This is a genomic window from Rhodococcoides fascians A44A (assembly GCF_000760735.1).
GTDB classification, from domain to species: Bacteria; Actinomycetota; Actinomycetes; order Mycobacteriales; family Mycobacteriaceae; genus Rhodococcoides; species Rhodococcoides fascians_E.
Genome location: NZ_JMEX01000008.1, coordinates 2,344,734 through 2,357,464 on the forward strand (window position 1 = coordinate 2,344,734; position 12,731 = coordinate 2,357,464).

Consider the following 12,731-nt stretch of genomic DNA (forward strand, 5'->3'; position numbering starts at 1 on the left):
CTCTGCAGAACAATGGTTTGTGACGACAATTTCACGGGTGTTCAATACATTCGACGAATTGCGTCGATGCAAACCGGATAAGCGATCGGTTTCGGTCATTGTGTCACTCCCAAATCGCTCAACGCGTCGACTCGGCTCGGTGACCGAGCGAGTAATGGGCGCGCGGCAATGCACGCGCCGACGGTCGACAGAACGGTCGCGACGAAGATGGCAGCGATGTTGGCGGCGTACCACTCCTCGAGTTGTGTCAGCACTTCAGGCTTGAGGGCGAAGGACACACGAGTCGGAAGAACCACGAACACGGCCGGGACAGCGAGTCCGCAGGCAATCAGCAGCGTGCGGTGGGTGCATTTCGACAGCACCACGGCAGTGATCGGGAGTGTGGCGGGCAGAGCGAACACCAGCAGTCGAGAAGTATCCGTCGCCAACGGCAACGACGCGAGCGCGATCACGACAACCGTCGCGAAGTACTGAGCTGGCCCACTCGAGCGTAGCTCCTGGACTGCTTTCGATTTGTGCGACGACCGAGCAATGTACAGACCGAGAGAGCTGATACCTGCGAGGATCAGCACCCATCCGGCGCCGAAGCCGAACCAACCTTTGACGACGATGCCGAACCCTGGTTCGGGGAACAGGGCCGACCCGGGCGGTGAACTGTGAATCCCGTACGCGAGGAGTGCGCACGACGCCACGGCGCCGATCGAGAACAAGGCCCACTGACGCCGAAAGAGGAGAAGGACTAGAAAGCCGATCACTACCTCCTTCACCGTCACGCCGGTGAGGATCAGGGCCAGCATGGGCAGGTCTCGGTGACGGAGGTAGCAGAAACCGATCAGCGCGATGACGAGCAATCCAGCCGAGTCCAAGAGATACGGGTTCTGAAAAAGCAGGGTGTAGGCGGCGCCGGTCGCAGTGAACAACCACGCTGCAGCCACCGCGCGGTACGAGCCGGACAGCTTGGCTGCGCTGTAGGTGATCAGAGTCGTTGCCGCGAAAGCGAACACGTAGTTGAGCACTCTGAGTACCGTCGTCGCCGAATCTCCGAACAGGGAGGAAATCCACGGTATCGACCATCGCCCACCCCACGGGTACTCGACCTCTCCACCGTTCGCCATCGTGATGTACCGCAGCGCATCCGAGCTGTCCACTCCGAACCACGGATCCAGCGCGCCGGCATGGCGAGCCGGGATCAACAGGAACGCAGCCACCATTACGGCCGTCGCGACCACGGTTGCCGGCAGCGCGCGGGTGATCATGACGGGAGCAGGACTTCGGTCATGCGCGGTATCAAGTACCGCCCGTAGTTGGACGTGATATGGCCTGTGTCCCAACGTACGACGATGCCGGACACGAAAATCGGGCACGACGATCGGAAGCAGAACCACGGCCTCGTGTCGACGAAAGTTGCTCCGGTGGCCTTGGCTGCGGCTTCGTCGGCGTTTCGTTTGGTCGTCCAGTTGGGTGAAATCGGGCTGACGCAGTCCGACGGCGATGACACTCGCGTCGCACATTCGGTGACGGCCTTGCCGAACGGATCCGGGGCAAGGATCACGATGCGGGCGCCGCTTTCCGCCACCTGATCGATCAGACCTGTCCGTGCCTTCATCCAAGCCTGGGGTGATCCTGGTTCGTCGACCAGTCGCTCGATGCCGTACTCCATGTCCGAGATGATCAACAGAGTTGGCCTGGCAGTGTTTATCTGCTCTACGACGGTGTCGCGGCTGTCGTTGCACTTCTGCGAGTACTCGGGATCTTCCTCGATGAGAATGTCCGCAGCGACGAACGGGCAGTTCGCCATTGCAAAACCGTGCACGCGATAGCCGTTGGGTTCCAACGCACCGCGAATCGCGGGCATCCACGACATCGAGACCGAGTCTCCCACCACGAACGCGGACTGAGGAGCAGCAGGATCTCCGAAGTTGCACAGGTCCAAGCTGATGTCCGGTGAGTCGATACACTTCATGTCCGGATTCATCTCCTCGGGAATGCCGCTCTCGATGTCGTCCAACGGCGGACTCAACGATGGGAACTCCGTTGCGGACAGGGCATCTTTGATTGCCACCTGAAGCGGGTCTTCGGCCCGAGCGTCGGACGCGGCGACGGGTGCTAGGACTGGGGGTGCTGCGTCGCTCGATACCACTAGAGCGGGCTGGTTGAAGACGGCAATGGACAACAAGATGAGGACAACCCCCAGGGCACCGACAACCACCACATGTGCATCGTGGTTCGAGCGAGAGCCTGCGCTCCGCCTACGGCCCCTGCCGTGCCGGACAGGCGCGAGGAAGGACGAACCCAGTATCGGCTTCTCCACGAGGTGGTAGGAAGCGACCGTCAGCACGGTCATCAAGGAAATGGCCGTTACGTAGTACACGAGTCCCGGCGCCAGAACCGACTCGAGAAGGACGATCACGGGCCAGTGCCAGAGGTACAGCGAGTAGGAGATTGCCCCGACGTACACGAAGGGTCGGAGCGTCAAGATCCAATTGGAGCGGACCGAACTGACGCCGATGCCCGCGGCCAAGACCAGACACGTCGATACGATCGGCAGCGCACCCGTCGGTGAAGGAAACGTAGACGCGGGATCGATGACGAAAGCGGATGCGACAATTCCGACAATGCCGAGTGCGCCCATGGCATTTCGAATGATGCCGGGGAGTCGGGTGAGAAGCGATGCTCCGGCCGCGACGAGAGCGCCTGCGCCGAGTTCCCATGCCCTGGTGAATGTGGAGAAGTATGCGACAGTCGGTGCGCTGATGCTCTGGCGGTACGCCAACGCGAACGAACACGCAACGATGGCCGCAGCGAATGCGCACGTCAGGACTGCCAGTGACAACCTCGGGACAATACGTTTGGTCGCCATCAACAATGCGACGATCAGGAGCGGCCAGACCAGGTAGAACTGCTCCTCCACCGCCAGCGACCAATAATGTTGCAGTGGCGACGGGGGCAGAGCGGACTGGAAGTAATCGGTTCCGACCGCTTCGAAATGCCAGTTGACCATGAAGAAGAGCGACCACCAGGCGTCCCCGACGACGTCTTCGAATCGGCTGGTCAGGAGCAGCACGTACGAGGCGGTGACCGTAGTGCCGAGTACGAGCAACGATACGGGAAGAATGCGACGGGCTCGACGACGATAGAAGTTGGAGATCGAAACCCGACCGCTGCGGTTTCCCTCGCGAAGCAGGAGTCCGGTGATGAGAAAACCCGAAATGACGAAGAAGACGTCGACACCGATGAAACCCCCATGGGGCCAGCCGAAAAGGTGATCGAGGACCACCAGGACAACGGCAATCATGCGCAGTCCCTGTATATCGGCACGGTATCCGAAAGCGTTCCCTGTGTGAACGTCCGGACTTCGAGTCGTCTCCGCTTCCGGACCCCCGCGCCCTGCAAGCAGTGTCATTCGGTTCCTCGTGGGTAGTCGAGCGGTCGCTGACCTGACCGGACGGTATTTGCTGAACTCTAACCCCAATGGCCCTGCAATTCCTGCCAGTCGTGAGACTTGTTAGCTGCCCGAAATTCCCTGCGCGCGGGTGTTTCTGAATTAAATCGACTGGTCATCGGGAGAAGGTATCGAATAACGGTCGGAAGGACGGAATCGTGGCTGTCGAACCTCCCAATCGTCGCTTCCGTTGACGCCCATGCGATTTCCGACCCCGCGCGAACTCGTATCGAGGTGACGTTTGTGCCCCTCACAGTTACGGTATGGATCGGCGGCAAATGTTGTTCGTCTTCCGGATCGACGAGGGGGGACTGGTGGCGGGTCGCAATGCGGTGGTCGTGTCCGCCTTCGTCGTGCACCCGGACATGCCGAGCGAGCCGGGCGTCGGATGGCAATTTTTGCTGGCAACCCTCGAACACGCCGAAGCCGTCGACGCAGTTGTCGTGCTCGTCACCAACCGTCGGTCCGAGATCGCCTGTCGCGGCCGGGTTCCGGCCCGATTCGCCGACCGATTCGAGGTAGTTGCCATCGACATTCCCCGAGCGCCCTCGTTCTTCCGCTGGCACGAACCACGCTTCACCCGCATCGAACACGAGATCTGGGTGCGTCTCGCCGGCCGCTGCATGCCGTCACTGGCACGGCGCTACAACGTTGTCTATACGCACCACGTCGTCTTCGCTACCGAACTGTTGTCCACACCGATAACCCGATTACCCGCAGACGTGTTCAAGGTCTGGGGTCCGATCGGTGCTGGAGGAGTGGCCGCTGTGTTCCGCATCCGTCCACGGACCGCGACGTCGCTGCGGCAATTCTGTATGCAGGCGCTTCGGGACCTTCTGATCGCATTGCCGGCACGGCGCACAGCGAGTGGGTGTGACCTGGTGTTGGCTCAGAACGAGGCGGTCGTCGACGTGCTCGGATCGACGGGAACTCCGACGCGCATCTTCCCGAATGTAGTGGTTCCGCGCTCTGCCGAATCGGCCCGTAGCGTCGACCGTCGAGAGGGCCTGGACATTCTGTGCGTGGGACACCTCATCGCGCGTAAGCGGATCGACATAGCAATCGACGCCCTTCTCGCACCGACGCTTGCATCAGCGACCCTGCACATCGTCGGACAGACGAGCACCCCACATGCTGCTGCCCTGCGTGCCCAGTGCGAGCGGACGGGCGTGCTGGGCCGCGTGGTGTTCCACGGCGGTATCGAACACTCGGAGGTGCTGGCAATGATGGCAGGAATGAGCGTGCTCCTGCACCCCTCCGGACGAGAAGGTGCCAGCGGGGTCGTGGGCGAAGCAACGTCGCAAGGACTCCCCGTCGTGTGCTTCACCGGCACCGGAGCGGCATCCGTCTTGCAGTTTGCAAGGACCTCCGGGATCGCTCTGCAGGCTCGGGCGGGTACGAGCCGCGAAGAAATCGCAGCAGCCGTCGTGGACGCTGCTGCGATGCCGCGACGCGAGTCGGCGGTCTGGAGTACATCGCGTTTCGTCGACCTCGCCGCACAGCTGTGGGACGAAGGAATCGAGCATCGGTCAACCCGTCGGGTCGGAGCGTCATGAGCACTCCGAGTGGAGGAGTCCCCTCACCGCCCTGGTACCGCAGGATCACGGTCCCCAGAGTTCCGATGCCGCGGACCAGACTGATGGCTCCGCGCGACGTGTCCTTCGTCAAATTGCAATCGCTGCGGATCTACGGACCCTTCGACCTACCCGACGCGCAAACGGCCGATGCAAGGCTGGAGGCGTTCCTTACTTCCCGGAACGGTCGAATGCTCCTGCGTCGAATCGACAGGAGCACAGCGAGTTTCCGTGCCCTCCGAGGAGACCGGACGGCAAACGCCCGCCTGGTGTATTCACGGAGCGACGCCAAGAGCATGGGTGACCTCTGCTACGAACTGCACGCTCGGCCGGCATGCGAGTTCCCGATGGATATCACGCTCACCGACAGCTACGTCGCCTTCCGGCCGCAGCATGTGTGGTTCGACGGGATATCAGGCAGCGCGTACATCGGCGACATCATTGCCGCCATCACCGGTACCGACGCCGTGCGCGAGACAGACAGACGCGCAGCGTTCCTCCCCTTGATCACGGCCGTGTTCAGGACCGGCCTGTACAGGCCGTCCATGCTGCGTCACGCACTGACCTCACTCAAGGAACATCAGCCCAACCTCCCCCGTCCGGCCCCACTTCCCGAGGTTCCTTGGCGTGTGACCAGGTGCGAGGTGATCGATGCGCGCGAGGCTCGGCAGTTCGCGGACCGACTGGGCGAAGGCGGACGTCGCATCTCCATCAACGAGGGCATCACGGTCGCGATCATCCGTGCGGTTGCCGCTGAGGTCGACCCGTCGATCGATCTTGCCGTCAACATGTCCGTCGACAGCAGGCGTTATATCGGAACCGAGCGCTTCGTCAGCGGAAACTTCGCGCCTGCGTTGAGTATCGGTAGGCTTCGTGAAGACGGCTGGTCCGGCCAACTCGTGAGTGATCGACTACGAGGCCTATTGGATTCCGCGGCGCCTCTCGGCTCGATCGTGCGCGGAGCGGTTCGTGATTTTCGGCCACCACCGTTCGTTCCGGACCGGTCGAACAAGGGACCCTTCACCCCTGGCCGTCAGGTTACGATCTCGCACGTCAAAGGAACACCGGTCTTCGAACATCTGCCGTGGTCCAGCACACGAGTCCGGCACCTCTACTGTTCCGGTGTCTTCGACGACGGCCTCGGTCTCAACATCTACACCGAGCGCTCGGAGAACGCCATCTGTCTTGCGGTGGTGGATGATTCGAATCTGATGAACGTCGATTCGTTTTTCGAGCGAGTGTTCGCGGAAATGGGCGCCACTCTCACCGAAGACTGGTGGGCACATGACCCGCGCTGACGTGATGGCGACGAAGAGTGTCTTCGTGCTGCGCATGATCGACCAGGGCATGTGGTCGCTCGGATTCTTCGCACTCAATCTTGCAGCAGGCATCGCACTCCCCGTCGATCAGTTCGCGTCCCTGTCCGTCGCTGCCGCAATCGGATTCATCGCCGTCGGCGCATCTCGGGCATGGGGTGTGAACTCCGCGATGGTCGCGGCGGCGCGATTCGGTGTTTCACCGGAGACGTCGATCGACCGATGGTCGGCATGGCGAGGCGCATGCTTGTTCGCCACCGTCGCCGGGCTGATCGTGTTCGGCTGGGTCGGCCGCAGCGGTGACATCGGCCAAGCTGCAGTGCTGGGCGCGCTGGCCGCTCTGCTGGTGGTGTCCGACCTGCCAAGGCAGGTACTCATCATTCGGGGCGGGTACGTCAGAGCCGCGATGTTGAGCGGAATCTACGTCGTGTTCGGCGTAGTCGGGTCGCTCGCGTTCGTGTTCGATCAAGGCTTTGCCTACCTGCTCACGACGTGGTGTGTGGGGTTGGTTCTGATCCTGACCGTGGGCATCGCGTTCTGCGGTGACGAAACCACTGACATCGGCTTCGAATCCCGCATCGCGTTCGCGTGGCGCATGACCGCGGAAGCCTTGTATCTGGGTGTGGGAAGCCAGATTGCAACGCTTCTGCTGTATCTCGCTCAGGACGACGAGGCCACCGCAGGAATCAGATTCGCGTACGCACTCGTCTTCGCGCCGGCCTTTGTCGTCATCCAAGGTCTTCAGCCCTTGATCTTCAAGCACGTGGCGCGGATCAGTGCGGTAGGCCCGCGAGCCGCCGCCGCCGCGTGCATGAAGTGGAACGTCGTCGTCGCAGTCGGCCTCGCGGTGTGCGGTGTAGTCGGCGGCGTAATCCTGTCGACGGTGTTCGCCGAACTCGGGCCGAACGCCGCAGTGCCCTACATCGTGCCTGTCGGCATTGCCATTCTGTCCGCCCAGATGTTCGACGCAGCATTGCTCGGGTGCCGATTCTTCATGACGCCCGTGGTGATCCACCGGGCCCGCCTCGTATCCGTTCTCGCCGACGTCGGCTTCCAGGGACTCGGTGTGGCGCTCGGAGGGGCGGGAGGGCTCATCGTGGCCTTGGTCGTGACCAGTGGAGTGAGGGTCATCATCTCCACCGGGATGCTGCTCGTCCTTCCTCGCGTCGGGCGACCCGTGGAACCATCCGCATTGCAGGAAGGCCAGGCATGAGAATCCTGTTCGACGCCTATCACTGGTTCGAAGGCCCGCCTGCCGGCATCACGATCATTCACGACCTGGTGGAGGCATGGGGCTCCGAGTTCCAGGACGACGAGTTGGTTATTGCGCTGGCGCGTGATCCGTCACCGGACGAGGTAGCCGAGTTGACCGCTGCAGGTCTGAGTTGGATCCGCACGCGACTGCCGACGCATCCTCTCAAGAACGGAGTCGAGCTCTCGTTCAGACGCGGTTTCGACTGTGTCGTGACCCAGAACTTCACCCCTCTGTTAGGTACGTCGGCCGTCTTCCTTCACGATGTTCTGTTCCAGTCCAATCCCGAATGGTTCTCGAGGCTCGAGCTGGCTTACCTGTCCATCTACCCCCGTAACGCACGCCTGGCGAACGTGCTGTTCACGTCATCGAGAACCGAAGCCGCCCGGATCGAGCACCATAACCCTGCGCTCAAAGGGGTCGTGCCCACCGGACTGGGTCTGTCGCAGGCGCTGGTGCGGGCAGACGTGTCGGCACCCGTCGATCTGAAGCTGCGGGAACAGGGCTTCCTGCTGTCCGTGGGCCGACTGAACGTGCGCAAGAACCTCGCGATGGCTCTTCGCAGCGCCCTCGCCGCGGGCATCGTGACCCCGGACTTCCCGTACGTCGTGGTCGGTGAGCGAAACGGAGCCGGTGACGTAGCCGACCCAGTCATATCCGCCGCTGTCTCGGACGGATCCATCGTCTACACAGGCTTCGTGGGCGAGTCGCAGTTGTCGTGGCTCTACACCAACACAGCTCTGTTCGTGTATCTCTCGCTCGGAGAGGGGTACGGTCTGCCACCCCTGGAAGCACTGCACTTCGGCGCACCTGTTCTTGTCAGCGACATTCCGGTTTTTCGTGAGGTGCTCGCGGGGCACGTCGACTACGCGGATCCGTCGGATCAAAGTGCCATCGGTGCCCGCATGCGACGCATACTCGACGAACCACGACCCGACGTGGCTCCGCACTTCGAGCCCAACAGTTGGGCCTCCGTCGTCACCACAATGCGGACCGCTGTCCAGACAACGAGGAGAAAATCCATGCTGCACAGCGTCATCGACAGGATCTACTGGCGTCTGCGACAACGTCACTTACCCGAAGACCTTGCAGCCGGAACGTTGCTCGGCTTCGTCTGGAGCCGAATGGTCCAGGCAGCCCGCGGGCAGGTATTCGGCATGCCCTACCTGAAAGGGCCCGCCGTGCACTTTCGAGGCCGCGGGGTTCGGGTGAAGAACGCGGCCAAACTTCAGGTGGGCAGCGGTGTCGTCTTCGGAGACGGCGTCTCCATCGACGCGCACTCCGCACACGGCATCATCTTCGGCGACTCTGTCACCGTCGGTCGGGGGTCGTCCATCAACGGGTCGGGAGTCATCTCGGAACCCGGTGTGGGAGTGAGCATCGGAAAGGGCACCGCGGTAGGGATGTACAACGTCATCTGGGGTCAAGGCGGGGTGACGATCGGCGAGAACGTGTTGATAGGGCCGCACGTCTCCATTTTCAGCGAGGATCATGGATCGGCGGATACGACCGTCGCGATGAACAGGCAGGGCTACCTGCGAGCCCCTACCGTGATCGGTGCGGACACCTGGCTCGGGGCGGGTTGCGTCGTGACGCGCGGAGTGACGATAGGTGAGGGCGCCATCATCGGCGCCGGCTCGGTGGTGACCAAGGACGTCGGGGCATACGAGATACACGGGGGTGTTCCCGCCAAGTTCATCAAGAGCAGGAAACCCGGATGACACAGCCTGACGTGTCGGCGGTGATCGTCACCTACAACAGCGCCCACGTCATCGAGGCGTGTCTCGGTGCACTCGTGGTCGACAGTGGCACAGCGATCGACAGTGACACAGCGATCGAGATCGAGGTGATCGTCTACGACAACGCGTCGAGCGACGAGACCGTAGATGTTGTGTTGGAACGCTTTCCGACGGTCCACGTCATCCGAGGCGCAGAGAACCTGGGGTTCGCCAAGGCGGTCAACAGGGCGGCGTCAGTAGCCTGTGGTCACAACATCATGCTCCTCAACCCTGACGCGGTGATCGACTCCGTGTCTGTAGGGGTACTCCGAGACGCCGTACCGAGCACCCGCGGCGGGGTGGTGGCGCCGATGATCGAGCATTCCTCCGGACTCGTCAGGGTGGTGTCCGCCGGAAGGATGCCTACGTCGTGGCGGATGTTCACCCATTACTTCGGTCTGTCGAGGCTTGCCGAGGGGCGTGAATGGCTGGAAGGACACTACTGTCTACCGTCCGAAGATCTCGAATCATCACCCTTCGAGGCTGATTGGGTGACTGGTGCCTGCTTGATGGTCGACGCAGAAACATGGCGTCGGATGGACGGCCTCTGCGAGAGATGGTTCATGTACGCCGAGGACATCGAGTTCTGTTGGCGTGTAGGCAAGGCCGGAGGTAAAGTTCTGGTCCAACCTGCCGCGACCGCACAACATCTCGTGGGTAGCAGCAACAGTGAACAAGCGGCACACACCAACTCGGCCTGGGTGATCAACCTCTACGATTTCTATGCAGCTGACCTTGCACGCAATCGAGCTCAGCGGTTGTGGTGGGGCGTCGTCGTGTCCAGTGGGCTGAGCCTGCGTGCCTGTGTCTTCCTGATCCAATCGATAGTGGATCGACGGAATGCCCCGACACACAGAGTGTCTGCAGGCCGATTTCTCGAGCACTCTCGCGCGATAGCTGGGCGAACACTAAGTTACGTCAACACAGCAGCGTGAATCATTCCTGCGAGCCGGCCATTCCGTTGGACTCGAGGTGAGAACGAAGAGCGTCGTCATAATCGCGGCACACACGGTCCCAGGTGTACAAGTCTTTCGCGCGCTGCACGGCGCTGTCGCTCAGTGATTGCTGCAGGTCCACGTCGCTGATCATCCTGTCGATGCCGTCGGCGATACTTCTACCGTCCGGCCGGACGAACAGTGCGGTCTCACCGAGGACCTCGCGGTTGTACACAGTGTCGCGAGCGACGATCGGTGCGCCGCACGCCATCGCCTGTACCAGAGCAGGATTGGTTCCACCTACGCTGTGGCCGTGAAAGTAGGCACCCGCGTTCTCCCACAGCGAGAACAGCTTGGCGTCGTCGCTGAGGTGACCGTACCAGCGCACGTTTCGATTCCGCTCGACAATGTTCGCAACGCGTCGTTCGATCTCACCGCCATACCCGGATGATCCGACTATCACGACATCCCAACGGGATCCGATGAGTTCGACCGCCTCCAGGAACTGGCCGATGCTGTTCTCCGGTACCAACCGCGCAACCATGAGCACGTACTTCCGCTTCGGCAAATCGTCGGGTGGATCTTCCCCGCTGCGGGGATCGCCACCGTAAGGAATGAACACCCCCTCGCGACCGGACAGCTCCTGCCAGCGAACACCCAACTCGCGCGAGTCGTAGATCAAGGTCGTTGCGAACTTGGCGGTGAGTCGACCCCCGACGAAGAAGATTGCCTTGGCCAGGCGGCCCCACTTCTCCCTCTCCCACTCCACGCCGTCGACGTTGACCAAGGTAGGAATTCCTCTGAATCTCAGCAACGGTAACCAGAACCCATTCGCTACGTTCATCACCAAGGTGACATCCGGCTTCGTGGCCGCGGAATGAAGCACCGATGTGAAACCGTAGGTCAGCGTGCTCGCTGATTTGCTGTCGACCCCTGGCGTGACCACCGAGCGCACCCGGGGATCGTTGTGAGCCGGGTTGCAGTCGAGTGACCTTTCGCGTCCGTAGACAACGACATCCCATCCATGTTCAACGAGATAAGGCGCAAGATGGCGAACGAGTGTCTCGAATCCACCGTAGAAGCTCGGATAACCGCGGGTACCGATAATCGCTACCGTCGGACTCAAAGGTGCCCCCACTCTTCGAATGAGCCTTGGTTGATAACGGACAGACCTGGCCCGGCGGGCTTGTACGGCCGATGCTACGCAACAGCGATTGGATTTGCTGGACGTAAGCTACGAATCCTCCCGCAGGTTATGGCTTTTCGGATGTAGTACGGGGTTCATGGGGGGCAATGTCCGAATAAACAGGGAGGCTGCCGTATTCGACCGAATGCTTTGTACCGCGTGACCGTATCCCGTACTTCATGCGTAGGCGAGGATGTGGCACGCGCCGGACGCGAAGAATGCTTGGTTCTTACGTGCCCACGACAAGTACTGGTCTCTACGCTCCGCCAGGGTTCTCCGGTGCATACCCTCTGCCGTCAACGCGCGATCCATTGTCGCTGTCTTTTTACCGTCCCCCGCCGACGCTGGGGTGCTGGCCGGTGATGGACTTGGGAGTCAAGCGCTTCTGATCGGAGCCGTCGGGCTTCATCGAGGCCAGCTCGGAGCCGGTCGACAGGCTGACGTCGGTGACGAGTTCGCCGGACGGCGTTGTGGCCCTTGTGTAGAAGATGCGAGAGCCGTCCGGGCTGAACTCCGGATGGACTGCGTACGTTGTGGTGAGCTGAGTGATCTCGCCACCACCCACGGGCATGGAATAGAGCTCCGATCCGTTGTTACCGCCGCGGTTGCTGGCGAAGACCACCGTGGATCCGTCGGGTGACACGACGGGGTCCGCATTCCAGAACTGGTCTCGTAGAACCACCTTCGATTCCCCTCCTGCGGTGGGCACTTCAAGGATGTAGCCGGCAACATCGAAGAGAAGGCGGGAACCGTCGGGGGAGAACGACGACCCGAACAGCGCCTCCTCGTCGGACACCACCCGCAAGTCGGTGCCGTCGGCGTTCATCACGCTGATGTTCTCGCCGCTCGTGAACGCGATTAACGACCCGTCGGGAGAAAACTCGGGCTGGCCCCCGCCTTCACGCAACGTGCGAACCTCACCCGACGCGAGGTCGCGGGCCACGAGCCCCCCTCGGACGCTGTATACCACTTGTCTGCCGTCGGGCGACACCACCGCGTCGTCGGTGTAGTTCCCGTCGGACATGTCGTCGGCGACCGTCGGAGTGACCTGTCGCAGACCAGTCCCGTCGGCATTGATCACGAAGACCTGGCCAGCGCCGTCGTCGAAGGAGACGACCACGGGCGCCGGCGGGGCCGGCGGATCCGCCGAGCACCCGACGAGCAACACTAACGCAGCGACAAGGACCGCAGTCGATCTTCCGAGCCGCATCGGGTCATCCTTGCAGACATCCCCGTCGTGGGCCCGAG

The 12,731-nt window shown here is 61.9% G+C and carries 9 protein-coding genes; 5 read left to right on the forward strand and 4 right to left on the reverse strand.

From position 1 onward, the window contains the following. Window positions 1-95: 95 nt before the first annotated feature. Together BH95_RS23325 and BH95_RS23330 are read right to left on the reverse strand one after the other, a co-directional pair. Window positions 96-1,256 (reverse strand): hypothetical protein, encoded by a 1,161-nt coding sequence (locus BH95_RS23325; protein ID WP_037184430.1) that lies wholly within the window; start codon window positions 1,254-1,256, stop codon window positions 96-98. Beyond that, complete coding sequence (locus BH95_RS23330; protein WP_037184432.1) at window positions 1,253-3,403, reverse strand: acyltransferase family protein; 2,151 nt, start codon at window positions 3,401-3,403, stop codon at window positions 1,253-1,255. Before BH95_RS23330 ends, BH95_RS23325 begins: the two co-directional genes overlap by 4 nt. Before the next feature lie 302 nt (window positions 3,404-3,705). Between BH95_RS23330 and BH95_RS23335 the strand changes: the two genes are divergently transcribed. The 5 genes from BH95_RS23335 to BH95_RS23360 all read left to right on the forward strand — a co-directional run bounded on the left by BH95_RS23335 (window position 3,706) and on the right by BH95_RS23360 (window position 10,297). Continuing rightward, window positions 3,706-4,998 carry a glycosyltransferase gene (locus tag BH95_RS23335; protein ID WP_037184435.1) on the forward strand — a complete coding sequence of 431 codons (1,293 nt, stop codon included), beginning with the start codon at window positions 3,706-3,708 and terminating at the stop codon, window positions 4,996-4,998. A gap of 65 nt (window positions 4,999-5,063) precedes the next feature. Beyond that, on the forward strand, window positions 5,064-6,314 hold the full coding sequence (locus BH95_RS23340) for a hypothetical protein (RefSeq protein ID WP_167336914.1): 1,251 nt from the start codon (window positions 5,064-5,066) through the stop codon (window positions 6,312-6,314). Further along, window positions 6,301-7,545, forward strand: coding sequence for a hypothetical protein (locus BH95_RS23345; protein WP_037158556.1), 1,245 nt, complete (start codon window positions 6,301-6,303; stop codon window positions 7,543-7,545). The genes BH95_RS23340 and BH95_RS23345 overlap by 14 nt, the downstream gene beginning before the upstream one ends. Continuing rightward, window positions 7,542-9,305: a glycosyltransferase gene (locus BH95_RS28430; protein WP_080738089.1), complete on the forward strand. Its 1,764-nt coding sequence runs from the start codon at window positions 7,542-7,544 to the stop codon at window positions 9,303-9,305. The genes BH95_RS23345 and BH95_RS28430 overlap by 4 nt, the downstream gene beginning before the upstream one ends. Continuing rightward, complete coding sequence (locus tag BH95_RS23360) at window positions 9,302-10,297, forward strand: glycosyltransferase family 2 protein (protein ID WP_037184441.1); 996 nt, start codon at window positions 9,302-9,304, stop codon at window positions 10,295-10,297. Before BH95_RS28430 ends, BH95_RS23360 begins: the two co-directional genes overlap by 4 nt. Before the next feature lies 1 nt (window position 10,298). Here BH95_RS23360 and BH95_RS23365 read toward each other — a convergent pair whose 3' ends face one another. Both BH95_RS23365 and BH95_RS23370 read right to left on the reverse strand, forming a co-directional pair. Beyond that, a complete protein-coding gene (locus BH95_RS23365; protein WP_306427513.1) occupies window positions 10,299-11,435 on the reverse strand; it encodes a glycosyltransferase in 1,137 nt (378 codons plus the stop codon). A 373-nt stretch (window positions 11,436-11,808) separates the two neighbouring features. Further along, window positions 11,809-12,693, reverse strand: coding sequence for a TolB family protein (locus BH95_RS23370; RefSeq protein WP_080738090.1), 885 nt, complete (start codon window positions 12,691-12,693; stop codon window positions 11,809-11,811). Window positions 12,694-12,731: the final 38 nt, after the last annotated feature.